The sequence below is a fragment of the Ruegeria sp. AL1 genome, from assembly GCF_056540905.1.
This window is the reverse complement of sequence record NZ_JBQFXP010000004.1, coordinates 217730-243687: the sequence shown is the minus strand read 5'-3', so window position 1 is coordinate 243687 and position 25958 is coordinate 217730. Positions and strand designations below refer to the sequence as shown.

Sequence of the window (25958 nt, the reverse complement as noted above, 5' to 3'; positions counted from 1 at the left end):
TCTACCCCGCGTCGGTCTTGCCCCGCCGGTCCGACCGCAACGAGGCATACAGGACATGCGTCCGCCACCGCCCATTGATCTGCAGATACGACTGCGCCACGCCCTCGTATTTGAAGCCCGAGCTTTCCAGCAATCCGCGCGACGGTTTGTTCTCGGGCAAACAGGCCGCCTCGATTCGGCTCAGGTCCAGCCGCGTAAAGGCATAGTGGACCACTGCACCGATGGCTTCGCGCATATACCCTTGCCGGGCGAACGCCTGCCCTGTCCAATAGCCGAGTGTTCCGGCCTGCGCCGGGCCGCGCCGGACATTGTCCAGGGTGATCGCGCCCATCAAAACGTCATCACTGCGCCGGAACAGAAACAGCGGGATCGCGGTTCCGCTGGCCACCGACCGTTGGGCCCAATAGACCCGGTTGGTGAAGGACTTGCGGCTCAGATGGTCCTTGGCCCAGATGGGCTCCCACGGCACCAGATAGTCCTTGGACGCCCGTCGCAGTGCGGTCCAGTCGTTGAAGTCGGAATGTACGGGCGGGCGCAGGCTCAGCCGCTCGGTTTCGAGTTTCAGCTTGCGTCGGCCCAGCAACATCACGCCGCGCGCCTCGCCTGCAACTCCTCCAGCGATGGCGCGCCCGAGACGGGACCATAAAGCGCCAGCGCCGCTGGGGCCTGAATGGCCATGTCTTCGGCAAAAGCGCGCACATCCTCGGTGCAGACCGCATCGATCTTTGCCACGGTGTCTTCAAGCGAGGGCAAACGTCCCCAGATCTGCACCAGCCGCGCCAGACGCTCGGCCCGGTTTGACGGGCTTTCCAACCCCATCAGCATCCCGGCCTTCATCTGGGCACGGGCGCGGGCCACCTCTTCGGCGCTCATGTCATCGGCGGCGCGCTTCATCTCGTCGATGGTGATGGTCGCCAGTTCGCCCACCTGATCAGCGGACGTTCCGGCATAGATCGTGGTCGTACCGGTATCGGCATAAGCCCCGGTCTGCGCGAAGATCGTATAGCACAGCCCACGCGACTCACGCACTTCCTGGAACAGGCGCGAGGACATGCCGCCGCCCAAAGCGGTCGAATAAATCTGGGCGGTATAGATCGCATCATCGCGATAGCCGGGGCTTTCCAGCGCCAGTGCGAAATGCGCTTGTTCCAGCTCTTTCTCCTGCCGCGCTTCGCCGCCGGTGAAGCGGGCGGTTTCCGGGATCAGACCTTTGCGAGGTTGCAAGTGGCCAAACATCTCTTCGGCCATTTTCATCAGGGTATCGTGATCCACAGCACCCGCCGCCGATAGGATCATCTGCTCCGGTCCATAGTGTTCAGCCACAAAACCCGAGAGGTCTTCGCGCGAAAACGCGCTGACCCGTTCGGACGGTCCGAGAATGGTGCGACCCAGCGGCTGATCGTGATAGCTCTGTTCCTGCAACCAGTCGAAAATTACATCGTCGGGCGTATCATAGGACTGACCGATTTCCTGCAGGATCACGCCGCGCTCAACCTCGATCTCGCGCGGGTCGAAGATCGGGTTCAGAACGATGTCGCCGATCACATCCATCGCCAGCGCCACGTCATCCTTCAGCACGCGCGCGTAATAGGCCGTCACCTCGCGCGAGGTATAGGCGTTGATATAGCCACCCACATCCTCGATCGCCTCGGCGATTTGCAGCGCGGACCGACGCTCGGTTCCCTTGAACGCCATATGCTCAAGGAAATGTGCGATGCCGTTCTGTTCGATCCGTTCATGCCGCCCACCGGCGGTTACCCAGATGCCGATGGCTGCCGATTGCAGCCCCGGCATATGTTCACTGACGATACGGAAGCCGTTCTTCAGTTGGTCTTGTCTGACAGTCACTCAGCGATGTGCCTTCTGATATGATCCTCAAGGGCACCCAGATCGTTGGCAATCCGGGTCACCCGTTCCGGACGTTCATACAGATCAGACATGCGGGATGGAAGGGGCGGATGTTCTCCGCTTGCCTTCTCGACCGCCGCTGGGAATTTCGCCGGATGCGCAGTGGCCAGAGTAACCATCGGCGTGTCCGTGCGATGCTCTTCACCGACCTTGATGCCAATCGCCGTGTGCGGGCAGACCAGTTCCGCGCTGTGGGCCAGCGTGTGCTTGATTGTCTCCAGCGTTTCATCCTCGGACACGCGCCCCGAGTCAAAACTCTCACGCAGCGCCTCCATCGCGCCTTGGCTGACGTTGAAGCCACCGGTTTTCAGCTCATCCATCAACTGCGCAACGGCCGCGCCATCTTCGCCATAGGCATAATACAGCGCGCGTTCAAAGTTCGAGCTGACCTGAATATCCATCGACGGGCTGATCGAGGGGATGGTGTCGCCCTTGAAGTACCCCTCACCCGACAGACACCGATGCAGAATGTCGTTCTGGTTGGTCGCCACCACCAGACGGTCGATGGGAAGCCCCATGCGCTTGGCCAGATAGCCCGCAAAGATGTCGCCGAAATTGCCGGTGGGCACCGTGAAACTGACCTTGCGATGCGGCGCACCAAGGCTGACAGCGGCCGAGAAGTAATAGACGATCTGCGCCAGAACCCGCGCAAAGTTGATCGAGTTCACACCGGCCAGCTTGACCCCGTCGCGGAAGTCGAAATCGTTGAACATATCCTTTAGCGCGGCCTGACAATCGTCAAAGTCCCCATCCACGGCCAGCGCGTGCACGTTCCTGTCGGCGGGCGTCGTCATCTGGCGGCGCTGCACCTCGGACACCCGGTCATGGGGAAACAGGATGAACACATCCACCGCATCCAGCCCCCGGAACGCCTCAATCGCGGCTGATCCGGTATCGCCACTGGTCGCGCCGACGATGGTCACACGGTCATTGCGCCTCTTCAGTGCCACTTGGAACAGTTGGCCGATGAGCTGCATGGCAAAGTCCTTGAAGGCCAGCGTGGGCCCGTGGAACAGTTCCAGCAGGAAGTGGTTCTCGTTCAACTGCTTCAGCGGCGCGCGGGCGTCGTGGCCGAAGCCTTCATAGGCACGCGCGATGATGTCTTTGAACTCATCTTCCGAGAACGAACCGCTGACATAAGGCCACATCACACGGAACGCGATCTCTTCATAGGGCAGACCGGCCAAAGCGGCGATTTCGTCATGGCTCATCACCGGGATCTCGGCGGGCAGGTACAGACCGCCGTCACGGGCCAGCCCGGTCAACATCGCTTCTTCAAATGTCAGTTCGGGCGCCTGCCCACGGGTCGAGATGTATTTCATGTCGCTTCACTCTCAGACGGGGCGCGGCTGCGCCACAGGAAATATGCGGTCATCGCGGCCCAGACCAAGGCCAGACCAAACCATGTGATTGCGTATTGCAGATGATCGTTTGGGATACCTGCCGTATCCACCGGCAGAGGCGTCACGCCCGGATCGGTCTCAAACCGAGCGATCAGCAGAATGGGCTCGGCCCCCAACGCAGCGGCCAGATTGGGCACGTCGCGGGCGAACCAGATGTTGGCGTCGATATCGGGTTCTGGCGTATAGCTGTCGATCTCATCGGGCCAGTGCAGGTTGCCGGTGACCTCCATTTGCCCTGTCTGCCGCGCAGTGTCTTTCGCGCTCACCGGAACAAAGCCCCGATCCACCAGAATGGTCCGACCCTCAGTGCTGAAAGACTGGATGATCCGATACCCCGCACCAACCTGCTTGACCGAGACCAGAACGTGGATTTCTCCCGGTTCCATCTCGCCCGAAACCGTGACCGGAAGGTACCTGTCAGTGCCAGCCGCGACCTGATCCGGCAGAGCCACAGGGTCCGCAGAAATCCGACTTTCGATATCGGACAGAACACCCTGCTTCCACGCCAGCCGCTGAACCTGCCACATCCCCAGCGACAGCAGGATTGCCAGACCGGCAATACCAAATATCAGCGGAAACAGGATGCGGCGCATGACGGGACCATGTCTGGTTGCTTCGGGGGCGTTTCAACGGCGTCTTGTTAAGGGCGGCACATACTGGAATGCAACCACGCAATTGTATGGGGCGCAATCTTGCGCCCCGGATAGAGAAAAAGCCGCCCCAAGGGGCGGCTTTTGCAATTGGATCATCTGAGGCCGATCAGAATAGCGGGGCCTGACCCCAAATGTAGACGGCGAAGAACAGGAACAGCCAGACAACGTCCACGAAGTGCCAGTACCAGGCGGCCGCTTCAAACCCGACGTGTTTCTCGGGCGTGAAATCCCCTTTCAGCGCCCGGATCAAGCAGACCGTCAGGAAGATTGTACCGATAATCACATGCGCGCCGTGGAAACCGGTCGCCATGAAGAAATTCGAATAGAACTGGTCGCCACCAAATTCCCAGCCTTCATGAGCCAGCAACTCATAGTATTCAAAAGCCTGCAACGCGGTAAAGGCGATACCCAGAACGATACCGATGGCCAGACCCTGCACCAGCGCCTTGCGGTCGTTGTTATGCACCAGCGCGTGGTGCGCCCATGTGATCGCGCAGCCCGACAGCAGCAGGACCAGCGTGTTGATCAGCGGCAGATGGAACGGGTCAACCGCGTGGATATCCGGCTGGATATATTCGGTGCCGGCATAGTCGTACATCGGGTACATGCGATGTTTGAAGAACGACCAGAACCAGGCAAAGAAGAACATCACCTCGGACATGACGAACAGGATGAAGCCATAGCGCAACCCGATGCGCACCACCGGCGTATGGTCACCCTGACGGCTTTCGACCACCACCTCGGACCACCAGGCAAACATGGTGTAGAGAACACCCACCAGCCCCATCCAGAAGATCCAGGCGGTGATGCCGTGCATCCAAAGGACGGCTCCGAACAGCATCACGAACCCGCTGACCGCGCCAATCAGCGGCCAGATCGAGGGGTTCAGAATGTGGTAGTCATGGTCTTTTGCGTGTGCCATCAGCGTCCCTCACCTACAGGCGTTAGTTCTTGTTTGTCTCAGCCTGCACGTCAAGGGCGGCATAGCCCTCGGGCAGGTCGATTTCGTAGAATGTATACGACAGAGTGATCGTATGCACATACTTGGCTTCCAGATCCTCGACCATTTCGGGGTCGACGAAAAAGCTGACGGGCATCTCGACCCGCTCACCCGGTTGCAAAACCTGCTCTTCAAAGCAGAAACAGGCGATTTTCTCAAAATACCCACCGGCGGAATAGGGCGTCACATTGTAGGATGCCTGTCCCGCAATGGGTCGGTCGGTCGGGTTATAGGCCTCATAAAAGGCCAGACCGGTTTCGCCGATGCGCACTTCCATCTCGCGCACGACCGGTTTGAATTCCCAAGCCATGCCTTTGGCCTTCGAGGCATCGAACCGCACGGTCACAACGCGATCCAGCACATCTTCGGGCGCGGCTTCGGCCACACCCGTGGTGCCGCCAAATCCGGTGACACGGCAGAACCAGTCGTAAAACGGCACCGCCGCCCAGGCGAGGCTGCCCATCAGGACAACCACACCCACGGTCTGCGCAACCGTTTTCTGCGGACCCGACAACGCCATCAGTTCTGCACCTCTTGCGTCGCCATGTTGAAATCGGTGCCTGACACCTTGACGATGGTCAGACCGAAGATGATCACAATGAACGCGGCCAGCGTCAGGCCGACGCCCAGATTGCGGCTGAACCGGCGCTGATGCAGCTCGTGGCTTTTGCGCAGGCTCATGACCAGCCTCCCAGCCCATAGGGCTTCAACAGGGCCTCGGCCAGAATCGCACCAAAGTGCAGGAACAGGTACAGCAGCGACAGCTTGAAGAAACTGCGCTCGACCTTGAAATTGTCGGCTTCCGAGTCGTCCTCGGTCCGGCGCGAAATTTGCCACGCGCCGCGCAGGAACAGGGCGTTCATCACCACCGCAACGGTCAGATAGATTGGGCCGCCGATGCCCGAGAATGACGTCCCGACCGCCAGCAGCGCCAGCAGAGCCGTATAGACCAGAATGTGCCAGCGCGTCGCACGGCGTCCGTGGGTCACGGTCAGCATCGGCACGCCCGCATCGTCGTAATCGGACCGCATGAACAGCGCCAGCGCCCAGAAATGCGGCGGCGTCCACATGAAGGTCAGGGCGAACATCAACCACGGCTCCAGCGTCATCGATCCCGTAGCCGCGACCCAGCCGATCACAGGCGGGAAAGCTCCTGCGGCGCCGCCGATCACAATGTTCTGCGGTGTCGAGCGTTTCAGCCACATCGTGTAGACGACGACATAGAAGAAGATGGTGAAGCCCAAAAACGCGCCTGCAAACCAGTTGGTCGCAAGCCCCAGCATGATCACCGACAGACCGGACAGCGCCAGACCCAGCGCCAGCGCCTCGCCCTCTTCAACCTTGCCCGAGGGGATGGGGCGGCCCTTGGTGCGCTTCATAACGCGGTCGATATCCGCATCCCACCACATATTCAGCGCACCTGACGCACCACCGCCGATGGCAATGAACAGAATGGCGCAGAAACCTACAAACGGGTGCACAGGCACCGGAGCCGCCAGCAGCCCGACCAGAGCGGTAAACACCACCAGCGACATCACCCGCGGCTTCAGCAAGGCGAAATAGTCGCCGAAGCTGGCCTCGTCCGCGCGGGGCTGCGCGGTGACGGTGCTGGCGTTGAAGCTTGCGTCGCTCATGTCCGGTCCTTTTCGGGGCAAAAGCTGCGCGAAACCCGCGCAGCCCGCATGTTTTACCTAACCCGAGATGGGCTTAGTTCGAGGCCACCTGATACGCAGCAGGCTGACCCGCATACTCTTCCAGAGCACCCTGCAGCCATTCCTCATACGCCGCTTCGCTAACCACTTTCACGGTGATCGGCATATAGGCATGGTCCTTGCCGCACAGTTCCGAGCATTGGCCGAAATAGATGCCTTCCTTATCGGCCTGGAACCACAGCTCGGCCAGACGACCGGGCACACCGTCCTGCTTCACGCCGAACGAGGGGATAGTCCACGAGTGGATCACGTCGGACGCAGTAACCTGCATCACGATGACCTTGCCCACGGGCACCACAACGGCGGTGTCAGTGGCCAGCAGCCACTCGTCTTCGCCATAGCCTGCATCGGCCAGTTTGGCGCGCATTGCATCATCCAGAACAAACGGGGTTACGTCTGCATCCGCCGGGCGTGCACCTTCGTCGAGTGTGGCCGGATGGCCAAGCAGATAGCTGTCAAAGGCGAAATCGTGATCGACATATTCGTAGGTCCAGTACCACTGGTTCCCTACCACCTTGATGACAACGTCACCTTCGGGAATTTCCTGCTGTTTGAACAACACAGGCAGCGAAAACGCGCCGATAAAGACCAAAATCAGGATCGGGCCCAGAGTCCATGCGACCTCGACCGGCGTGTAATGCGAGAACCGCGCCGGCGTCGGGTTGGCCCGCTCGTTGTAGCGCACAATGCAATAGACCAGTAGGCCGGCGACAAAGAGACAGATCGCTGTGATGATCACCAGAATCAGACCGTCCAGGTCCCGAATCCCTTCGGCAAGGCTGGTGGCTGCAGGTTGGAAGCCCATGCCGCCATCGACCGGCTTGCCAATAATCTCAAGCTCCTGAGCCATGGCGGGAAGGCTGGAGAGGGCTGTCACAAGCCCCGAAAGCATCAAAGCATTCTTCATTTTCTGTCCTGATCGTTTGATCTTTGCGTCCCTGGCGAAAAGGTGTGAATCGGTCGCACCTCTCCCGTTGTCTTTGGCCGCGTTAAAAACCATATTCCGTCGGGTAGATAAAGCAAAATGCTTGCGTCAAACAGACGCTATTTTTGATCTGGATCAAACCCGAAAGGTCGCAACCGATGACTCAGGCCCCGTTTCGCCCCTTTGAAAGCACTCTTCCGCAGGATGAGGCGCTTGCGGTTCTGCAGACAGCCACTGCCGGAGCCGAGGACGGAGAGCTGTTTATCGAGAGGCGGAAATCCGAATCTCTGGTCTTTGACGATGGCCGTTTGCGCACCGCGTCTTATGACGCGTCCGAGGGGTTTGGCCTGCGCGCCGTACAGGGAGAAGTGGCCGGATATGCGCATTCGACCGATGTGTCGATCCCGGCGCTGAAACGTGCCGCTGAAACGGCCCGGCTGGCCGTGGGCGAAGGTGGCGGTACCCTGTCTGACGCCCCCCGCTCCACAAATGTTCGTCTGTACACAGACGAAGATCCGATCGAGTCCGCTGATTTTCCGGTCAAGATTGAGACCTTGCGCGCTATCGACGCCTTTGCCCGCGATCTGGATCCACGGGTGGTACAGGTCAGCGCCACCATCGCCGCCGCCGTGCAGGAGGTCGAGATTTTGCGGCCTGACGGCGTGTTGGTGCGTGACGTGCGCCCAATGACCCGCCTGAACGTCTCGGTCATCGTCGAACAGAACGGACGGCGCGAGAGCGGCTCGGCCGGTGGTGGCGGTCGCGTCGGGCTGGACGGGTTGATTGATCCAGCAGACTGGCAGGGCAAAGCGCGCGAGGCGCTGCGCATCGCTTTGGTCAATCTGGATGCGGTACCCGCCCCTGCCGGTGTGATGGAAGTCGCGCTCGGCCCCGGTTGGCCCGGTATCCTGCTGCACGAGGCCATCGGACACGGGCTTGAGGGCGATTTCAACCGCAAGGGCAGTTCGGCCTTTGCCGGGCTTATGGGGCAGCAAATTGCCTCGAAAGGGGTGACGGTCGTTGATGACGGCACGATTGCGGACCGTCGGGGCTCGATCACCATGGACGATGAAGGCACGCCCAGCTCGCGGACGGTGCTGATCGAAGACGGCATCCTGACAGGATATATGCAGGATCGCCAGAATGCGCGTCTGATGGGCGTCGCGCCCACGGGCAACGGACGGCGACAAAGCTATGCGCACAAACCGATGCCGCGCATGACCAACACGATCATGCTGGGCGGAGATGCGGACCCTGCCGCACTGGTGGCTGACATCAAAGACGGTATCTGGGCCGTTGGCTTCGGCGGCGGTCAGGTCGATATCACCAACGGCAAATTCGTCTTCTCCTGTACCGAGGCTTATCGCGTCGAAAATGGCAAGATAGGCGCGCCTGTCAAAGGTGCCACGCTTATCGGCGACGGACCATCCGCCTTGAAACGCATTCGAGGGTTGGGCAATGACATGGCGCTGGACCCTGGTATGGGCACCTGCGGCAAAGACGGTCAATGGGTGCCGGTCGGTGTCGGGCAGCCGACAGTTCTGATGGACGGGCTGACCGTGGGTGGTTCGGCGGCCTGAGACAGAATCAGCGAAAGAGCAAGAGCGCAAGGCTAACACCGCGCGCTCTTGGATCGCAGCTGAACCGCAATCCGCACCAAGAAAATTCGTACGAATTTTCTCTTCCGCCTCAAATACATAAGCAAACTCTCTACGTCGATTTCGGAAAAAATCGCATCTAATTTTCTTCGATTTACAAGCTGTTAACCCCATTCGCCGTAAACCAGTTCTGCAATCAGGCGGAGCATCGGATGACCGAAGAGCAGCTTTCTTCCAATCACCCCACACTCCCACCCACCACGGAAGAGGACCGGTTCTCCTGGCTTCGTCTGTTGCGCTCACGCAAGGTTGGCCCGGCGACGTTTCGTCGGCTGCTGCGCGAACATGGCTCAGCGCAGAATGCGCTGGCCGCGCTGCCTGAAATGGCGCGCGCTGCCGGAATCAAAGGGTATGAAATCTCCCCCCCCGGCGTGATTGAGGCAGAACTCAAGGCCGCAAAAGCCGCCAATGCGCGGCTTTTGTGCCTTGGTGCCACCGATTTCCCCACGTCTCTGACTGACCTGGTGGACGCACCACCTCTGCTCTGGGCAATCGGAGATGTCTCGCTCTTGCAAAAACCTGCAATCGCCATGGTCGGTGCGCGAAACTGCTCCTCTCTCGGTGCGCGCATGGCGCGCGGGCTGGCGACTGATCTGGGGAAAGAGGGGCACGTCATCGTCTCGGGTCTGGCCCGGGGCATAGACACTTCGGCCCATCTTGCGGCGCTCGGAACCGGGACCATTGCGGTAATGGCGGGCGGCGTAGATGTCATTTATCCGGCTGAGAACACGGATCTCGCGCGACAGATCGCATGCCAGGGCCTGCGCCTATCCGAACAACCGATGGGTGTCACACCCCAAGCCCGACATTTTCCGCGACGCAACCGAATTATCTCGGGCCTTGCACAGGCGGTCGTGGTGGTCGAGGCTGCGGCAAAATCCGGTAGCCTGATCACGGCTCGCGACGCCCTGGACCAAGGTCGAGAGGTTCTGGCCGTTCCCGGACATCCCTTTGACGCGCGCGCAGCCGGGTGCAATCTGTTGATTCGCGACGGCGCGACGCTTGTGAGGTCTGCCGAGGACGTGATCGACGCCTTGCCGCGACAACATGATCTGTTTCGCGAACAGACGGAACCACCACGCCCCGCGGCGCCCCTACCTGCCGCAGCGCTGCAGGCACAGATTTTGGCGCGACTTGGCCCCTCTCCCATCGCAGAAGACCAGCTGTTGCGCGATATCGCAGCCTCGGCTGGCGAGCTCGGACCAGCCTTGGTCGATCTGGAACTCGACGGTCGAATCCAACGTCAGCCCGGTGGGCTCTTGTCACTGGCAGACTGACGACTTATCGCGCGTCGCGGCAAAGCGTGCGGTACCGGCGCAATGGCGGATAGCACACTGGACTCAAGCCAATTTAACACCTGCTAAAGGAACGCATTGACAATCCCGTCTTGCCCCACACATTTTGCACCACCATATATGGCGCCTATTTCGTCGAGCGAGGATTCCCCTTAAATGCCCGTAGTTGTTGTAGAATCTCCGGCCAAAGCAAAAACGATCAACAAATATCTCGGCCCCGACTACACGGTTCTGGCCTCGTACGGCCATGTGCGGGATTTGCCGCCCAAAGACGGATCGGTCGATACCGACCACGAATTTTCCATGAAATGGGAGGTCGGGAACGACAGCAAAAAGCATGTCAAAGCCATCGCTGATGCACTGAAAGAGGACAACGCCCTGATCCTCGCCACCGACCCTGATCGCGAGGGCGAGGCGATCAGCTGGCACCTGCAGGAGGCGCTGACCAAGCGGCGTTCAATCAAGAAGGACACGCCGGTCAGCCGCGTGACCTTCAACGCCATCACCAAGGATGCCGTGACCGAGGCGATGCAGAACCCGCGTCAGGTCGATATGCCTCTGGTCGAAGCCTATCTGGCCCGTCGCGCGCTGGACTATCTTGTGGGCTTCAACCTCTCGCCGGTTTTGTGGCGCAAGCTTCCGGGTGCGAAATCCGCTGGCCGGGTGCAATCGGTCTGCCTGCGTCTGATCGTTGAGCGCGAGATGGAGATCGAGGCGTTCAAACCGGTTGAATACTGGTCGGTCCGGGCTTTGTTTGAAACTCCGCGCGGACAGACCTATGAGGCGCGTCTCGTCACTTATGCCAGCAAGAAGCTGGACAAGCACGACCTCAAAGACGCCACGCAGGCGGAATTGGCGGTACAGGCGATCACCAGCCGCGCGCTGAGCGTCACATCGGTCGAGGCCAAGCCCGCCGCCCGCAACCCCAGCGCGCCGTTCATGACCTCGACCCTGCAGCAAGAGGCCAGCCGCAAGTTCGGCATGGGCGCGCGGCATGCGATGCAGGTGGCGCAGCGGCTGTATGAAGCGGGCTACATTACCTATATGCGGACCGATGGCATCGACATGGCCCCCGAGGCCGTAGCCGCCGCCCGCGATGCGATCTCGGACCGATATGGTGCCGAATACGTGCCGGACAGCCCGCGTATCTACAAGAACAAGGCCAAAAACGCGCAGGAAGCGCACGAATGTATCCGCCCAACGGATATGACGCGCGATGCCAAGGCGCTGAAAGTCACCGATGAAGATCAGCGCAAGCTTTATGATCTGATCTGGAAACGCACCATCGCGTGCCAGATGGCGGCTGCTCGGTTGGAACGCACGACGGTTGAGATCGGCAGCGACGACGGTCAGGTCGGCCTGCGCGCCACCGGACAGGTGGTTTTGTTTGATGGCTTCATGCGGGTCTATGAAGAAGGTCGCGACGATGTGGCCGATGACGACGAAAAGCGCCTGCCGCAGATCATGCAGGGCGATCCGGCGCGCTTTGCCAAAACCTCGCTGCGGGATCAATTCGCGAAAGCCGAGGACAAGGCCGCGATCCTGTCCGACAACGAAGCCGTCCTGGCCCTGCAGCACCATACACAGCCGCCCCCACGCTATACCGAAGCCACGCTGGTCAAGCGGATGGAGGAGTTGGGGATCGGGCGGCCCTCGACCTATGCCAGCATCGTCACCACGATTCAGGACCGAGAATATGTGCGCAAGGACAAGAACCGGCTGATCCCCGAGGAAAAGGGCCGGATCGTCACTATCTTTTTGCTGAACTTCTTCCGGCAGTATGTGGGCTATGAGTTCACAGCCAATCTGGAGGAAGAACTCGACGACGTCAGTGCAGGCGACCGGGATTACAAGGACCTGTTGGGCAAGTTCTGGCGCGATTTCTCGGCGGCGATTGGCGAGACTTCGGAACTGCGCATTTCGGAAGTGCTGGACAAGCTGGACGAGGCATTGGCCCCCCAGCTTTATCCCCCGCGCGAGGACGGTTCCGATCCGCGCATCTGCCCGAAATGCGGTCTGGGGCAGTTGCACCTTAAAACCTCGCGCACAGGTGGGTTCGTCGGCTGCGGGAACTACCCCGAATGCACCTATACCCGTCCCATCGCAGGCGAAGGGGCCGAGGGCGACGAACGGTTGCTGGGTGAGGATGCCGGAGATGAGATCTGGCTGAAATCCGGTCGCTTTGGGCCTTATGTGCAGCGCGGCGAGCCCACGCCCGAGAACAAGAAACCACCGCGCGCCTCCTTGCCCCGAGGATGGAGCAAGGATGACATGGATCTGGACAAGGCGCTGACGCTCTTGTCTCTGCCCCGCCAGATCGGCGAACACCCCGAGGGCGGTATGATCACCTCGAATTTCGGGCGCTTTGGTCCGTATCTGATGCATCAGTTGGCCGATGAGGCCAAGCCGGTCTATGCCAACCTCAAAGACCCCAATGATGTGTTCGAGATCGGCATGAACCGCGCCGTAGAACTTCTGGCCGAAAAGCGCGCCAACCCGGGACGCGGACGGCGGGCCGCGGCGAAGGCGCTTAAAGAGTTGGGTGAACATCCTGACGGCGGCGCGATGCAGGTACTGGATGGGCGCTATGGGCCTTATGTGAAATGGGAGAAGGTCAACGCAACCATTCCCAAGGACATCAAACCCGAAGACGTGACACAGGAAATGGCCATTGAACTGGTCAATGAACGCGCAGCCAAGAAGGGCACCAAAAAGAAAACCGCTCCGAAAAAGAAAAAGGCAGCGACCAAGAAAAGCTGACCTCGACCCAAGCCTCTTGCGCAAGGTTTGACCGGTCCGGCGTCTGTATCTGAATAAAACGGTCAGGTTGTGTGTTTCCTTTCAGACGCGACGTGAGGATGCGTTGCCGAGAAAGGGAACAAACACATGATCAGATTAGCCGTATTGGGCGCTGCAATGGTTTTTGCCTGCGCAGCGCAGGGACATGCAGGCAATAACGCTAAAACCGCAACCGCCGAGATCATCAATGCCCAGGGCGAGGTGATCGGCGAGGCCCATGCCACGCAGGGTCCAAACGGTGTGCTGCTACACGTCAAGGTCTCGGACCTTCCGCCGGGGAAACACGGGCTGCATTTGCACAGCCACGGTGTTTGCGAGCCCGGCGAGGGCTTCAAAACGGCCAAAGGCCATGTCGGCAAAGTCGAAGGAGCCCACGGGCTGATGAACCCCGAAGGCCCCGAGCCGGGCGACTTACCCAATCTCTATGTCGGTACGGACGGCACCGGCGAGATGGAGGCCTTCACGACCCTGATCACGCTGGAAGGCGGCGATCATGCGTTGCTGGATGCGGACGGGTCGACGTTCATCATTCATGAAAGGGCCGATGATCATATCACCCAACCGATTGGGGGCGCAGGTGGGCGAATAGCCTGCGGTATACTAAAGGCCTCGTAAGCAACTTACCGGTCGGGCACCGTAGAAATACCACAACCCCCTTGGATTCGTTGACTTCCCTGTGACGTGGCGGCACAACTCGGCCCAACACCACGTCATTGGGGGAGTTTTCCATGAAGAAAGTCTATGCCAATGCCACTGAGGCGCTCGATGGAGTGATCTCGGACGGCATGCTGATCGCCGCGGGTGGATTCGGCCTGTGCGGCATCCCGGAACTGCTGCTTGAGGCGATCAAAGCCTCTGGTGCCAAGGACCTGACATTTGCCTCGAACAACGCGGGCGTGGATGATTTCGGCATCGGCATCCTGCTGCAGACCAAGCAGGTCAAGAAGATGATCAGTTCGTATGTCGGCGAAAACGCCGAATTCATGCGCCAGTATCTGAGCGGTGAGCTTGAACTGGAGTTCAACCCGCAAGGCACTCTGGCCGAGCGCATGCGCGCCGGTGGTGCAGGCATCCCCGGTTTCTACACCAAGACAGGCGTGGGCACCGTGATCGCCGAGGGCAAAGAGCACAAGGATTTCAACGGCGAGACCTATATCATGGAGGAAGGCATCTTCGCCGACCTCGCCATCGTGAAGGCGTGGAAAGCGGATGACACCGGTAACCTCGTGTTCCGCAAGACCGCCCGCAACTTCAACGTGCCTGCCGCGACCTGCGGCAAGATTTGTGTGGCCGAAGTGGAAGAGATCGTGCCGCGCGGCTCGCTGGACCCGGATTCGATCCACCTGCCCGGTATCTACGTGAACCGCCTGATTCAGGGCAGCCATGAAAAGCGCATCGAACAGCGCACCACCCGCAAGAAGGAGGACGCATAATGCCACAAGAAATTAAAGGGTGGGACCGCAATCAGATGGCCGCGCGCGCGGCAGAGGAACTGGAAGACGGCATGTATGTGAACCTCGGCATCGGGATTCCGACGCTGGTGGCGAACTATGTGGGCGACAAGGACATCACGCTGCAATCCGAGAACGGCATGCTGGGCATGGGCCCCTTCCCGTTTGAGGGCGAAGAAGACGCTGACCTGATCAACGCCGGAAAGCAGACGATCACCGAACTGTCCCGCACCTCCTATTTCGACAGCGCCACATCCTTTGCCATGATCCGCGGCGGCAAGATCGCCGCTGCGATCCTGGGCGCAATGGAAGTGGACGAAAAGGGCGATCTGGCCAACTGGATGATTCCCGGCAAGCTTGTCAAAGGCATGGGCGGCGCGATGGATCTGGTGGCTGGTGTCGGTCGCGTGATCGTCGTGATGGATCACACCAACAAGCATGGCGACTCGAAAGTGCTGAAAGAATGCACGCTGCCCCTGACCGGCCAAGGCGTGGTTGACCGTATCATTACCAATCTGGGTGTGCTGGATGTGGTGGAAGGCGGGTTGAAGATCGTCGAACTGGCGGACGGCGTTAGCGAAGACGAGATGCGCGCTGCAACGCAGGCGACGATCGTCGGCTGACAATCGTCTCGGACATTCAAAAGGCCCGCCCCTGTGCGGGCCTTTATGGTGTCAGCGTCTGAAACACACAGGCATCCGAGATAAACTGCGGCGGGGTCGTGCAAAGCGCGCTGGCCACCTGGAACGCGGCAAGGACCTTCGGTACATAATCCCGGGTCTCGGCATAAGGTGGAACACCGCTGTGTTTTCTCACTGCACCTTCACCCGCGTTATACCCGGCTAGCACAAGAATCGGATCGCTGCCGAATTCTTCCATCAGCCAGTCCAGATACCGCACACCGCCTTCAATGTTCTGTTCGGGTTTGAAACTGTCCTGAACCCCAAATCTCGCGGCTGTGGCCGGCATCAGCTGCATCAAGCCCTGCGCCCCGGCAGAGCTGACCGCCTCGCTCCGTCCAGCAGATTCGACCGAGATGACGGCCAAAACCAACGCCGGTGAGACATTTGTACCGACTGTCGAGCGCAGAATATCGACCCCGCGCTGCTCGGCGATGTTCTGGAGCGTCTGCAACCGAGGTGCAGCCACACCGATCGAAGATGCGGCCCGTATCGCTTGCGGCAACCGCCCCGCGTTGGCCTGTGCCATATCTGGCGACACACGGCCCCAGAAGGCTTTGTAAGACCCGACGGGTTTGGGTGTTGTCGCAATAGGTGGCACGACCGACGCTGGAGGTTTGGTACGCGCGATGATCTCGGGCACGGCCAACTCGGCCCCGGTACTCGGCGCGGCGGGCGAGGCATCATGCTGTTCTGGGGTGATCTGAATCGTCACGCGCGGGCGCTGCCCCGGCTTTGGCGCTTTTATACGTTTATATACGCCACGCGGTTCTTGCTCGGCCGTATATGCGGGCATAGCGCCCGAAATGAGTAACGCCGTCACGGCGGCGCATGCGACTGCGTCCCGGAAATACATTTGCCTGCCTCTGCTTTCTTGTTTTTCAGTATTTTGAACCCCGAATCCGCCCGCAACACCAGAAAAACTAAGTCAAATGGGGCAATTTCGCCTCATTTGCCGCCGTTTTGCATCGCCGCCCATAACGCCCTCAAAAAAGATTCAGAATATTTATATTTGATTACAGTGAGTTGCGTAATTTTTTGCGAAAAAGTTAAGGTTTGAGAAAAAAAACCGGTGTTTGGCCCAATTCCTGCCACGCACAAGGGGCAAAACTATTCCCATACCGAGACGAACGGGAGCGGACTGAGAGAGAAAGCTCTGGAAGACGCCGAGGTTAATTTACTTTTTGATCCTTTAGGAGGGACGTACCATGATCAAGTTCATCAAGAACTTCCGCAAAGACGAAGACGGCGCCGTAACTGTAGACTGGGTCGTTCTGACCGCAGCTGTTGTTGCTCTGGCAGCCATTGCATACGGCCAGGTTAAAGCCGGCGCCAGCGATCTGGCGGGCGACGTTGAATCGGCACTGAAAGGCGCCAACGTCGGCACCATCGTACTGCGCTAATCTAGCAGTTACGTAAAAAGAATTGGGGCTGTGCCTTCTTTAAGGCATAGCCCCTTATTTTTAACACCAACTTGATGGTCCGATATGTTTACTAAATATCAGCGTTTTTTGAAGGATGAGTCCGGCGCCATCACTGCCGATTGGGTCGTTTTGACCGCCGCAATCGTCGGCCTCGGCGCGCTGGCCTTTTCATACCTTTCCGGTCCTGTCCAAAATATTGACGCGCAAACCGGCAAAGCACTTGCAGATGCGGATGTGGGGACTTTGGTCATCCGCTAGGGTTAGCGCGTATTCTGGGGTTGGCGGGTGAAAAACCCCAGGCAACATGCGGAGCCTGCTAAAAATCTCAGGATTGTCCCCCTTTTCGACACAATTCGCCGCTAACAGATTCGATGAGTTAGGTTTGCGCTGTGCGTGCAAGCTGAAATGAACAACTAAGAATAAAGGGGACGCGAATGCGTGCAGTATTTGGACTGGTCCTGATCATAGGGGTCGCGTTGGCTGCTGGTGCAGTTTATCTGGCTCGCGAATTCATCGCCGAGAATCAGGCAAAGCTGGAACAGGAGCGTCTGTTGCGCGAACAAGCGCAGGCCAACGCGCAGACCGAGGTGGTTCCGACCGTTGGCGTGCTCGTCTCGACACGTGCTTTGCGATACGGGGAAAAACTGACCAAGGAAGACGTACGGGTCGTACAATGGCCCGAAGACGCGATTCCAGAGGGCAGTTTTGTCGACATGGCGGTTCTGTTCCCGGAAACCGGCGACAACGAACGGTTCGTGTTACGCGCAATGGAAATAGACGAAGCTTTGATGGAGGTTAAGGTAACCCGCCCCGGTGAAGCGGCTGGCTTAACCTCGCGCCTGGAAAAAGGTATGCGCGCATTCACAATCAGTGTTGATGTGGCATCCGGCGTTTCCGGCTTTCTGCGCCCCGGTGATAATGTGGATGTCTATTGGACCGGATCGTTGCGCGGCGCAATCGAAGGTGCCAACGGCGAGATTACGCGCCTGATTCAAACCAGTATCGAGCTTGTTGCTGTTGACCAGACGGCGGGATCCGATCTGACCGGTGCAACCATCGCCCGCACCGTGACAGTAGCCGTCACCCCGGAACAGGTTGCGGCTCTGGCTCAGGCTCAGAACACGGGTCGCTTGTCTCTGGCGTTGGTCGGGGTTCAGGACGACACCATCGCAAGCGCAATCGAAATTGATCAGCGTAAATTGCTGGGAATCAAAGAAGCGGCTCCGGTTCCCGTTGTGGCCGAAAAGAAGGTTTGCACCATCAAAACACGGCGTGGCGGCGAAATTGTCATGACCGAGATTCCCTGCACAAACTGACGCCTATTCAGACTGTTAACAGATCGGGGCCGCACATCTTGTGTGGCCCCTTCTTTGTGGTTGTTGCGGAATATCCACATAAGGAAAATTCCAGAAACCATTGATTATTGCAATAAATCCGGAATTGACGCAGGGTTTCGAGACATAGGGCATTAGACCCAATAAAAATCGAGTGGTGATCGGAGAGGCAGGTCACATGAAATTACGTTCCTGGATTGGCGCGGCCCTGATGGGGCTGGCGCTTACTTTTGGTCCTGTCGGCGATGCCGCCTGGGCTCAAGATCTTCGCGTGGTTAAAAAAGGGACAGTGGAAACACTGGACGTTCCCGTTAACCGCGCAATTGTGGTGGAAAGCGAACAGCCGTTCGCCGACATCAGCATTGCCAATGCCGGCATTGCAGACATCTCAACCTTGTCGGATCGCACGATCTATGTCCTTGGCCGCGCGCCGGGCATGACGACTCTGACCTTGTTCGACGGCGCAGGTAATCTGCTGACCAACGTTCGGGTTCGCGTCGCACCGGATGTGACCGAGTTTAAAGAGCGTCTTCGTCAGATTCTTCCGAACGAAACCATCGAAGTTCGGACCGCAAATGACGGTATCGTTCTATCCGGCACAGTATCCAGCAGTGCCCGCCTGGCGCGCGCGCTGGAGCTTGCAGAACGCTATGCGCCTGAACGGGTTTCGAACCTGATGAGCGTTGGTGGCGTACAGCAGGTCATGCTGAAAGTGCGTTTTGCGGAAATGAACCGCTCGGTTGCCAAGAATCTCTCGGCATCGCTGGGGATCGGAGGAACGGATGTCACTGCGGGTATCAACACCTTGAACAACCAAGGTGCGCTGAGCAACGCTTTGGCCAACAATATTCCATTTGCCCAGACCAATACGGGCGCGGTCCTGTTTGGCTTCGGCGCGGGTTCGACGCAGGTTCGCTTGTTGCTGGAAGCGCTTGAATCAAAAGGTCTTGCGCGCAGTCTGGCTGAACCGAACCTTTCGGCTTTGTCCGGACAGGAAGCAGAATTCCTGGCAGGTGGCGAAGTACCGATTCCGGTTCCGCAGGACGATGGCGCGATCGCGATTGAATACCGTGCATTCGGTGTTGAACTGTTGTTCACGCCACGCGTCACAGACGGTGACTTGATCAACCTTGAGATGGGCGCGTCCGTATCGAGCATCGACCCGACGTCCAGCTTTACCATTCAGGGCGACTCGGTCCCCAGCTTTATCGTACGTGCGTCGAAAACGACCGTTGAATTGCGGGATGGAGAAAGCTTTGCCATCGCAGGCCTGATTCAGGATGACTTCACGGACCTGAGCAACCAAATTCCCTGGCTGGGCGACGTCCCTGTCCTTGGGGCTTTGTTCAGAAGTGCGGAATATCAGCGTGAGCAATCCGAACTGGTCATCATTGTCACGGCACATCTTGTGTCGCCGACCCGCGGCGAAGCATTCGCTTTGCCCACAGATCGCGTCAAACCGCCCAGCGAGTTTGATCTGTTCGTCAACGGCCGTGTTGCCCGGACCGAACGCGCAGGAAACGGTGCAGCCTCGGAGATCGCCAAACAAGACTTTGGCAGCTCTTATGGCTACGTCCTGGATTGATTGAAAGGATAAGACCAATGCAAAAGTGGATCTTAACACTGGGTCTGTCGGTTGCTGTCGCCGCCTGTACACGTGAGGCAGGTTACGAAATCGACCAGGGTACATTCGGCAACGCCAACTTCAACAATATCCAAGTTGCGACTGGCAAGCTGACATACGGGCAGATTCTTGGGCAGCGATTCGCAGCCGAAGTGCCAACCCAGATCAACTTCGCTTTCGACAGTGCGAAACTGGATGCCACCGCCCAACGCATACTGGTGCAGCAGGCCAACTGGATCAAACAGTTCCCCGAAGCGCGGTTCCGTGTCTACGGACACACGGATGCCGTGGGATCGGCGGCCTATAACAACAGCCTGGGCCAGCGCCGTGCAAATGCGGCGGTCGCGTTCCTGACGCGGCAAGGCATCGCGCGAAATCGTCTGGAAGCTGTCGCCTCGTTCGGCAAAAGCCAGCCTCTGATCGATACGCCAAACAGAGACCGCCGCAATCGCCGCACGGTGACCGAGGTTTCAGGCTTTGTCGACAACCATCCCCTGCTGCTGGATGGAAAATACGCCGAGGTCATCTATCGCGAATATGTCGAGAGCGCGACCCGGGAAAGCTATATCCAGAGCGAGGACTCGGGCGAGTCCGAATAACTCTACAATAAAATGTGATTGGGCGGCATCGTCGCCCAATTCCCAACAATTGGTTCTTTTGCGCCCAATTCTCGCCCAACTTCCAAGCGACCTTGACAACAATTGGGTGACCTGCGGCCAAGTTTGACCGCATCGGGCGACAGCATACCAGAACTGACCCTTCAGCGTTCATACGGTTTGCTCAGCCCTCACGACGAGGATTGTGTTAATGACGAGCGCGACGCCGCAAGACGAAAATTCAGCCATTCTGGCCTGCACCATCAGCCGGGACGTCCAGAACTTCGACCTGTTGATCGAAGATATGGAAGCCGAACTTGGCGAACGATGGGGCGACCTGGGATTTGCCGAAGCTTTGGCTTTTTTCAGCCAGCCCGAGGCAGAATCACTGCAATTTGTGGCACTTGCACTGGACGGTGAAGACGAAGACAACCTGACGCTGATGGGGGAAATCATCACTCAGGCCAAGGAAAAGGGCATCAAGGTCGTTCTGATTGCCGAAGACGTCTCTCCGGCCTCGCTTCACCAGCTCTTGCGCAAGGGGGCGGATGAGTTTGTCCCCTACCCGCTTCCGGAAAACGAATTGAGCGAAGCCATCGCGCGTATGAATGCGCCCGACCCGGTTGCGGTGGCGCAGGCGGCGGTGCCACTGACGGCGGGCGATTCGAAGGAAGGCGCCCTGTTTGTGGTACACGGTCTTGCTGGCGGCGTCGGCGCGACAACGCTGGCGGTAAATCTGGCCTGGGAGCTGGCAAATGTGTCGGCCAAGGAGAATCCAAAAGTCTGTCTGATTGATCTGGACCTCCAATATGGAACGGTATCGACCTATCTGGACTTGCCCCGCCACGAATCCGTCTTTGAGATGCTGTCGGACACCGACTCGATGGACGAAGAGTCCTTTGGACAGGCATTGCAGACATTTGAAGACAAATTGCAGGTTTTAACCGCCCCTTCCGATATGGTGCCATTGGACATCATCACGCAGGAAGACGTGCAACGTGTCATCGATACGGCCCGTCGGCATTTCGACTATGTGATTGTGGACATGCCCAAAACACTGGTTCATTGGTCCGAAACCGTGTTGCAGGCCGCTCATGTCTACTTTGCCATGATCGAACTGGACATGCGCTCGGCCCAGAATGCCCTGCGCATGAAGCGAGCCCTTCAGGCCGAGGAACTTCCGTTCAACAAGCTGCGTTTTGCCATGAATCGCGCGCCGAAATTCACCGATCTCAGCGGCAAGGGTCGGGTCAAGCGGATGGGTGAAAGCCTGGGCATTTCCATCGACCTGTTGCTGCCGGACGGTGGCAAACCCGTCATGCAAAGCGGCGATCACGGTCTGCCGCTGGCCAATTCCGCCGCCAAGAACCCGCTGCGCCGCGAAATCGCAAAACTTGCACAGTCGTTGCACAGCCTTGGCAGCAGCGACGCTGAAGCAGCATAACCCGAAGGAGAGCCGCGGTGTTTTCAAGATACAAGAAACAGCCAGCCGCACAGCCGGTTGAGACCCAAGCCCCCACCGCTGAAGCTCCGGCAGCTGCTCCGGCGGCAAGTTCAAATGGGAGCGCAGTTGCGCGCAAACCCATCCCGAAGAAAAAATCTGCCGAAGTGACGGTCAGCGACAAAGAGCGCAAGCGCAAAGAGCGTCTGGGAGAGATCAAGGTCGAGCTTCACCGCGAGCTTCTTGAAAACCTGAACCTTGGCGCTCTGGAAAATGCCGCTGAATCCGAATTGCGGACGGAAATCAGCGCGATCGCCAGCGAAGTGCTGGAAGCACGCAATATCGTCCTGAACCGAGAAGACCGCACACAGCTCAATAAAGAACTGTATGACGAGGTCACCGGTCTTGGGCCATTGGAAACCTTGCTGCAGGACGATTCGGTCAACGATATTCTGGTGAACGGGCCGCAACAGATCTTTGTGGAACGCGCGGGTAAGCTGGAACTCAGCGACATCACCTTCAAGGATGAAAAGCACCTGATGCGGATCATCGACAAGATCGTGTCCGCCGTGGGTCGTCGCGTTGATGAATCCAACCCTTATGTTGACGCCCGTCTTGCCGATGGCTCCCGTTTCAACGCCATGGTTCCACCGATTGCCGTTGATGGCTCGCTGGTTTCCATTCGTAAGTTCAAAAAAGACAAGCTGGGCATTGACGATCTGGTCAATTTCGGCGCGTTCACCGAGGAAATGGCCGCCTATCTGCAAGCCGCTGTGTCGACCCGTCTGAACATCATCGTCTCGGGCGGTACAGGTTCGGGTAAGACGACCACGCTGAACGCCCTGTCCAGCTTTATCGACGATGCCGAACGCATCCTGACCATCGAGGATACCGCGGAACTTCAGCTGCAACAGACCCATGTGGGCCGGATGGAAAGCCGCCCGCCCAACGTCGAAGGCAAAGGCGAAGTCAGCCCGCGCGACTGTCTGAAAAACGCCCTGCGTATGCGCCCTGACCGCATCATCGTGGGTGAGACGCGTGGCGCCGAGGTGATCGACATGCTGCAGGCCATGAACACTGGCCACGACGGCTCGATGACGACGATCCACGCCAACTCGGCCCGTGACGGGATCTCGCGTCTGGAAAACATGATCGCGATGGCCGGGATCGAAATGCCGATCAAAGCGGTCCGCAGTCAGGTCTCAAGCGCTGTGAACCTCATCGTGCAGGCCAGCCGTCTGCAGGATGGTTCACGCCGCATGACCTCGATCACCGAGATCACCGGGATGGAAGGCGATGTGATCTCGATGCAGGAAATCTTTAAGTTTCAGCGTGTTGGACTGACGCCGGATAACAAGATCATCGGCCACTTCACCGCGACCGGCGTACGCAGCCACTTTTCCGAACGCTTCCGCCTTTGGGGCTTTGATCTGCCCGCGTCCATTTACGACCCCACCACGATGTAGGAGACTGAACAATGCAATTGCCTATGGAGGCACTCATCTATGTCGTGATCTTCGTCGGAGTCGTCCTCCTGGTCGAAGGTATTTATCTGGTCGCTTTTGGAAAATCCATCAGCCTGAACAGCCGCGTCAACCGGCGTTTGGATATGATCGACAAAGGGGTTGGCCGCGAAGAAGTTCTGGAACAGCTGCGCAAGGAAATGCAGCAGCACATGAAGTCTCAGAGCATTCCGCTTTATTCCCTATTGGCGGACAAGGCTCAGAAAGCGGCGATTGCGTTTTCCCCTAAGCAATTGATTCTAGTAATGGTGTTGCTCGCCGGTCTCGCCTTCCTGGGCCTCAGCATCGGAACCGCGACAGAGCCTGTGCTGCGCGCAGCCATTTCGGTCGTCATTGGTGTCGGCGCGGTTTACACTTGGGTCAGCCGCAAGGCGAGTAAACGGATGAGCATGCTTGAAGAACAATTGCCGGACGCAGTCGAATTGATGGTTCGATCATTGCGCGTCGGCAACCCGTTCGTGTCATCCGTTCAGATCGTGGCTTCCGAAGTCGAAGACCCGCTTGCCACCGAATTTGGCATTATCTCGGATGAGGCAGCTTATGGCCGCGATGTTGGCGAGGCTCTCAAGGATATGGCCGAGCGACTGGGCATGCAGGATTTACGCTTTCTGGCCGTGGCCGTTTCGATCCAGCAACAATCCGGTGGTAACCTGGCCGAAATTCTAGCCGGACTGGCCAAAGTGATCCGGGCCCGTTTTCGTCTGTTCCGGCGTGTCAACGCAATCACGGCCGAGGCAAAGTGGTCTGGCAAGTTCCTGTCGGGTTTCCCGCTGGCGTGTCTGGTCTTCATTCTGGTCAAGGATCCCAACTACTACGACTCGGTTCTGGACCACCCCTACTTCATCCCCGCATGCTTCTTTGTCGGCATCATGCTGACTTTGAACCTAATCGTCATGCGCATTCTTACGAACATCAAGGTCTGAGGGCTGCGGTATGGAATTCTTGAATCAAATCAACGACCTGCTCAAACAGCATCTTGGTGAATTTGGCCCGCTTATCGTGGTGGGTGTGCTTGGGGTCCTCATGATCCTGATCACCATCCCGCTGATGCTCAATCAGCGCGAGGACCCGCTGAAAAAGCTTCAGCGCAGCACTGCCCCGCCCAAGGCGAAGAAGAACAACAAACAGGAACGCCTGCGGCAGGCGGGGGGCAATCAGCAACTTGAGAAATTCGCGAACTTCCTTGAGCCCAAGAACCAGGAAGAGTATTCGGCCGTTCAACTCAAATTGCGTCAAGCCGGATATCAGTCCAAGGACGCGGTGCGGTTCTTTCACTTTTCCCAGTTTGCACTTGGCATCGTCGGTCTGTTGATCGGTGTTCTGCTGGTAACAGTGCTGGCCGGTGATCAAGAGTTCGATCAGACACAGATTCTGCTGCGCGTCTTCACGCCGGGCGCTGCCGGATATTTCTTGCCGAAATACTGGATCACCCGTCGCGTTGAAGAGCGTAAGGAAGCGATTGTCAGCGGGTTCCCGGACACGCTCGATCTGATGCTCGTCTGTGTGGAAGCTGGTCAATCCCTGGATCAGGCGATTGTGCGCGTTTCTGGCGAAATGAAGGCTTCATACCCCGATATCGCGCTTGAATTTGAAGTTGTGGCGCATGAGATGAAGGCCGGCAAGGAAAAAGACACGGTTCTGCGTGACTTTGCGACCCGTTGCGGTGTTCAGGACGTCAGCGCATTTGTGACTGTGATGATCCAGTCGGCAACTTTCGGTACATCGATTGCCGAAGCGCTGAGAGTTTATGCGGACGAAATGCGTGACAAACGTGTGATGCGCGCGGAAGAGGCGGCAAACAAGTTGCCAACGAAAATGACCCTTGCCACTATGATGCTGACAGTGCCGCCGCTACTGCTTATCCTGGTTGGTCCATCGGCCAAAGGCATCATGGAGTTCGGCAGCGGCTCAGGACCAGGTGTCGGCGGATAACCGAATGAAAAAATATCCAGGCGCAGCCTTTGCATGGTTTCGCAAGATGCTTCAAACCACCATGGTTATCGCCATGGTGGTATCTTGCACTGAAAGCACCCCTTCCGTTGATCCCTTCGCGCCCGGTGTGGACCCTGACGGCGCCGCTGCGGATGAAATCACGATCGGCAACCGCCTGATGGCCGCTGGGGAATATGAACTGGCGCTGAAATCTTTTACCCGCGCCGCTCTGGACCAGGGTTTAACACCACAAATCCTGACATCCATGGGCACCGCCAATCTGGGATTACAGCGCGTTGGTCAGGCTGAACCTCTGCTGCGCCGCGCTGTCGAAGATGATCCCGACTGGCCCGTTGGCTGGAATAATCTGGGGGTTTTTCTGATGGAAACCGGCCAGTACGCCGAGGCATCGCAGGTCTTCCGTCGGGCCTATGCGCTGGACAATGGCGAAAGTGACGCAATCCGGGACAATCTGCGGTTAGCACTCGCAAAAATGGAAAATCCTGTTAATAATACTCCGCAAGAACAAGAATTTGAGCTGGAACAACGCGGCGACGGAGAATTCGTTCTGCGCAAAATCCAGTAACAGAGGCAAGAGCA

Annotated in this window: 26 protein-coding genes; 16 read left to right on the top strand and 10 right to left on the bottom strand. The window is 58.3% G+C overall.

The window, feature by feature from the left end:
- Position 1 precedes the first annotated feature (1 nt).
- The 9 genes from ACRZ9X_RS08490 to coxB form a co-directional block, all read right to left on the bottom strand.
- Complete coding sequence (locus tag ACRZ9X_RS08490) at positions 2–586, bottom strand: GNAT family N-acetyltransferase (protein WP_480517997.1); 585 nt, start codon at positions 584–586, stop codon at positions 2–4.
- Positions 586–1848: a M16 family metallopeptidase gene (locus tag ACRZ9X_RS08485; protein WP_480517747.1), complete on the bottom strand. Its 1263-nt coding sequence runs from the start codon at positions 1846–1848 to the stop codon at positions 586–588. The genes ACRZ9X_RS08490 and ACRZ9X_RS08485 overlap by 1 nt, the downstream gene beginning before the upstream one ends.
- Positions 1845–3230: a threonine synthase gene (gene thrC / locus ACRZ9X_RS08480; RefSeq protein ID WP_480517745.1), complete on the bottom strand. Its 1386-nt coding sequence runs from the start codon at positions 3228–3230 to the stop codon at positions 1845–1847. Before thrC ends, ACRZ9X_RS08485 begins: the two co-directional genes overlap by 4 nt.
- Positions 3227–3904 (bottom strand): SURF1 family protein, encoded by a 678-nt coding sequence (locus ACRZ9X_RS08475; protein WP_480517743.1) that lies wholly within the window; start codon positions 3902–3904, stop codon positions 3227–3229. The genes thrC and ACRZ9X_RS08475 overlap by 4 nt, the downstream gene beginning before the upstream one ends.
- 166 nt (positions 3905–4070) lie before the next feature.
- On the bottom strand, positions 4071–4886 hold the full coding sequence (locus ACRZ9X_RS08470; protein WP_480517741.1) for a cytochrome c oxidase subunit 3: 816 nt from the start codon (positions 4884–4886) through the stop codon (positions 4071–4073).
- A 22-nt stretch (positions 4887–4908) separates the two neighbouring features.
- Positions 4909–5484: a cytochrome c oxidase assembly protein gene (locus ACRZ9X_RS08465; protein WP_480517739.1), complete on the bottom strand. Its 576-nt coding sequence runs from the start codon at positions 5482–5484 to the stop codon at positions 4909–4911.
- Positions 5484–5645 (bottom strand): hypothetical protein, encoded by a 162-nt coding sequence (locus ACRZ9X_RS08460; RefSeq protein WP_162896804.1) that lies wholly within the window; start codon positions 5643–5645, stop codon positions 5484–5486. Before ACRZ9X_RS08460 ends, ACRZ9X_RS08465 begins: the two co-directional genes overlap by 1 nt.
- Positions 5642–6598, bottom strand: coding sequence for a heme o synthase (gene cyoE, locus ACRZ9X_RS08455; protein WP_480517737.1), 957 nt, complete (start codon positions 6596–6598; stop codon positions 5642–5644). Before cyoE ends, ACRZ9X_RS08460 begins: the two co-directional genes overlap by 4 nt.
- Positions 6599–6671: 73 nt before the next feature.
- Positions 6672–7583: a cytochrome c oxidase subunit II gene (gene coxB, locus ACRZ9X_RS08450; protein WP_480517735.1), complete on the bottom strand. Its 912-nt coding sequence runs from the start codon at positions 7581–7583 to the stop codon at positions 6672–6674.
- Between the two features lie 176 nt (positions 7584–7759).
- Here coxB and tldD point away from each other — a divergent pair, with 176 nt between their 5' ends.
- The 6 genes from tldD (at position 7760) to ACRZ9X_RS08420 (ending at position 15427) form a co-directional block, all read left to right on the top strand.
- A complete protein-coding gene (tldD, locus tag ACRZ9X_RS08445; protein WP_480517733.1) occupies positions 7760–9181 on the top strand; it encodes a metalloprotease TldD in 1422 nt (473 codons plus the stop codon).
- Positions 9182–9411: 230 nt separating this feature from the next.
- Complete coding sequence (dprA, locus tag ACRZ9X_RS08440) at positions 9412–10536, top strand: DNA-processing protein DprA (RefSeq protein WP_480517731.1); 1125 nt, start codon at positions 9412–9414, stop codon at positions 10534–10536.
- A gap of 174 nt (positions 10537–10710) precedes the next feature.
- The gene (topA, locus tag ACRZ9X_RS08435; RefSeq protein WP_480517729.1) at positions 10711–13314 is read left to right on the top strand and encodes a type I DNA topoisomerase; all 2604 of its coding nucleotides are present in this window, start codon (positions 10711–10713) and stop codon (positions 13312–13314) included.
- A gap of 126 nt (positions 13315–13440) precedes the next feature.
- Entirely contained in the window at positions 13441–13968 is a 528-nt protein-coding gene (locus ACRZ9X_RS08430) for a superoxide dismutase family protein (protein WP_480517727.1), read from the top strand.
- A 113-nt stretch (positions 13969–14081) separates the two neighbouring features.
- Positions 14082–14786: a CoA transferase subunit A gene (locus ACRZ9X_RS08425; protein WP_480517725.1), complete on the top strand. Its 705-nt coding sequence runs from the start codon at positions 14082–14084 to the stop codon at positions 14784–14786.
- Positions 14786–15427: a 3-oxoacid CoA-transferase subunit B gene (locus ACRZ9X_RS08420; RefSeq protein WP_480517723.1), complete on the top strand. Its 642-nt coding sequence runs from the start codon at positions 14786–14788 to the stop codon at positions 15425–15427. Before ACRZ9X_RS08425 ends, ACRZ9X_RS08420 begins: the two co-directional genes overlap by 1 nt.
- 43 nt (positions 15428–15470) lie before the next feature.
- Here ACRZ9X_RS08420 and ACRZ9X_RS08415 read toward each other — a convergent pair whose 3' ends face one another.
- Complete coding sequence (locus ACRZ9X_RS08415; protein ID WP_480517721.1) at positions 15471–16340, bottom strand: lytic transglycosylase domain-containing protein; 870 nt, start codon at positions 16338–16340, stop codon at positions 15471–15473.
- Between the two features lie 352 nt (positions 16341–16692).
- On the opposite strand from ACRZ9X_RS08415, the gene ACRZ9X_RS08410 reads away from it, so the two are divergent.
- The 10 genes from ACRZ9X_RS08410 (at position 16693) to ACRZ9X_RS08365 (ending at position 25944) form a co-directional block, all read left to right on the top strand.
- Positions 16693–16887, top strand: coding sequence for a hypothetical protein (locus ACRZ9X_RS08410; protein ID WP_480517719.1), 195 nt, complete (start codon positions 16693–16695; stop codon positions 16885–16887).
- An 84-nt stretch (positions 16888–16971) separates the two neighbouring features.
- Positions 16972–17166: a hypothetical protein gene (locus ACRZ9X_RS08405; protein ID WP_480517717.1), complete on the top strand. Its 195-nt coding sequence runs from the start codon at positions 16972–16974 to the stop codon at positions 17164–17166.
- Between the two features lie 176 nt (positions 17167–17342).
- Entirely contained in the window at positions 17343–18224 is an 882-nt protein-coding gene (gene cpaB, locus ACRZ9X_RS08400; RefSeq protein WP_480517715.1) for a Flp pilus assembly protein CpaB, read from the top strand.
- 196 nt (positions 18225–18420) lie between these two features.
- Positions 18421–19827, top strand: a complete 1407-nt coding sequence (locus ACRZ9X_RS08395) for a type II and III secretion system protein family protein (RefSeq protein ID WP_480517714.1) — start codon at positions 18421–18423, stop codon at positions 19825–19827.
- 17 nt (positions 19828–19844) lie between these two features.
- The gene (locus ACRZ9X_RS08390; RefSeq protein ID WP_480517712.1) at positions 19845–20465 is read left to right on the top strand and encodes an OmpA family protein; all 621 of its coding nucleotides are present in this window, start codon (positions 19845–19847) and stop codon (positions 20463–20465) included.
- A 208-nt stretch (positions 20466–20673) separates the two neighbouring features.
- Positions 20674–21906, top strand: coding sequence for a CpaE/TadZ family protein (locus ACRZ9X_RS08385; protein WP_480517710.1), 1233 nt, complete (start codon positions 20674–20676; stop codon positions 21904–21906).
- 17 nt (positions 21907–21923) lie between these two features.
- Positions 21924–23369, top strand: a complete 1446-nt coding sequence (locus ACRZ9X_RS08380) for a TadA family conjugal transfer-associated ATPase (RefSeq protein WP_480517708.1) — start codon at positions 21924–21926, stop codon at positions 23367–23369.
- Positions 23370–23380: 11 nt separating this feature from the next.
- On the top strand, positions 23381–24349 hold the full coding sequence (locus ACRZ9X_RS08375) for a type II secretion system F family protein (RefSeq protein WP_480517706.1): 969 nt from the start codon (positions 23381–23383) through the stop codon (positions 24347–24349).
- Positions 24350–24359: 10 nt separating this feature from the next.
- Entirely contained in the window at positions 24360–25358 is a 999-nt protein-coding gene (locus tag ACRZ9X_RS08370) for a type II secretion system F family protein (protein WP_480517704.1), read from the top strand.
- 61 nt (positions 25359–25419) lie between these two features.
- On the top strand, positions 25420–25944 hold the full coding sequence (locus ACRZ9X_RS08365; protein ID WP_480517995.1) for a tetratricopeptide repeat protein: 525 nt from the start codon (positions 25420–25422) through the stop codon (positions 25942–25944).
- The last annotated feature ends 14 nt before the right edge of the window (positions 25945–25958 follow it).

Bases quoted from the DNA above. Each gene is read 5' to 3' on its own strand.
- ACRZ9X_RS08490 (WP_480517997.1), bottom strand. From the start codon at position 586: ATGTTGCTGGGCCGACGCAAGCTGAAACTCGAAACCGAGCGGCTGAGC.
- thrC (WP_480517745.1), bottom strand. From the start codon at position 3,230: ATGAAATACATCTCGACCCGTGGGCAGGCGCCCGAACTGACATTTGAA.
- ACRZ9X_RS08475 (WP_480517743.1), bottom strand. From the start codon at position 3,904: ATGCGCCGCATCCTGTTTCCGCTGATATTTGGTATTGCCGGTCTGGCA.
- ACRZ9X_RS08470 (WP_480517741.1), bottom strand. From the start codon at position 4,886: ATGGCACACGCAAAAGACCATGACTACCACATTCTGAACCCCTCGATC.
- ACRZ9X_RS08465 (WP_480517739.1), bottom strand. From the start codon at position 5,484: ATGGCGTTGTCGGGTCCGCAGAAAACGGTTGCGCAGACCGTGGGTGTG.
- ACRZ9X_RS08460 (WP_162896804.1), bottom strand. From the start codon at position 5,645: ATGAGCCTGCGCAAAAGCCACGAGCTGCATCAGCGCCGGTTCAGCCGC.
- cyoE (WP_480517737.1), bottom strand. From the start codon at position 6,598: ATGAGCGACGCAAGCTTCAACGCCAGCACCGTCACCGCGCAGCCCCGC.
- coxB (WP_480517735.1), bottom strand. From the start codon at position 7,583: ATGAAGAATGCTTTGATGCTTTCGGGGCTTGTGACAGCCCTCTCCAGC.
- tldD (WP_480517733.1), top strand. From the start codon at position 7,760: ATGACTCAGGCCCCGTTTCGCCCCTTTGAAAGCACTCTTCCGCAGGAT.
- dprA (WP_480517731.1), top strand. From the start codon at position 9,412: ATGACCGAAGAGCAGCTTTCTTCCAATCACCCCACACTCCCACCCACC.
- topA (WP_480517729.1), top strand. From the start codon at position 10,711: ATGCCCGTAGTTGTTGTAGAATCTCCGGCCAAAGCAAAAACGATCAAC.
- ACRZ9X_RS08430 (WP_480517727.1), top strand. From the start codon at position 13,441: ATGATCAGATTAGCCGTATTGGGCGCTGCAATGGTTTTTGCCTGCGCA.
- ACRZ9X_RS08425 (WP_480517725.1), top strand. From the start codon at position 14,082: ATGAAGAAAGTCTATGCCAATGCCACTGAGGCGCTCGATGGAGTGATC.
- ACRZ9X_RS08420 (WP_480517723.1), top strand. From the start codon at position 14,786: ATGCCACAAGAAATTAAAGGGTGGGACCGCAATCAGATGGCCGCGCGC.
- ACRZ9X_RS08415 (WP_480517721.1), bottom strand. From the start codon at position 16,340: ATGTATTTCCGGGACGCAGTCGCATGCGCCGCCGTGACGGCGTTACTC.
- ACRZ9X_RS08410 (WP_480517719.1), top strand. From the start codon at position 16,693: ATGATCAAGTTCATCAAGAACTTCCGCAAAGACGAAGACGGCGCCGTA.
- ACRZ9X_RS08405 (WP_480517717.1), top strand. From the start codon at position 16,972: ATGTTTACTAAATATCAGCGTTTTTTGAAGGATGAGTCCGGCGCCATC.
- cpaB (WP_480517715.1), top strand. From the start codon at position 17,343: ATGCGTGCAGTATTTGGACTGGTCCTGATCATAGGGGTCGCGTTGGCT.
- ACRZ9X_RS08395 (WP_480517714.1), top strand. From the start codon at position 18,421: ATGAAATTACGTTCCTGGATTGGCGCGGCCCTGATGGGGCTGGCGCTT.
- ACRZ9X_RS08390 (WP_480517712.1), top strand. From the start codon at position 19,845: ATGCAAAAGTGGATCTTAACACTGGGTCTGTCGGTTGCTGTCGCCGCC.
- ACRZ9X_RS08385 (WP_480517710.1), top strand. From the start codon at position 20,674: ATGACGAGCGCGACGCCGCAAGACGAAAATTCAGCCATTCTGGCCTGC.
- ACRZ9X_RS08375 (WP_480517706.1), top strand. From the start codon at position 23,381: ATGCAATTGCCTATGGAGGCACTCATCTATGTCGTGATCTTCGTCGGA.
- ACRZ9X_RS08370 (WP_480517704.1), top strand. From the start codon at position 24,360: ATGGAATTCTTGAATCAAATCAACGACCTGCTCAAACAGCATCTTGGT.
- ACRZ9X_RS08365 (WP_480517995.1), top strand. From the start codon at position 25,420: ATGGTTATCGCCATGGTGGTATCTTGCACTGAAAGCACCCCTTCCGTT.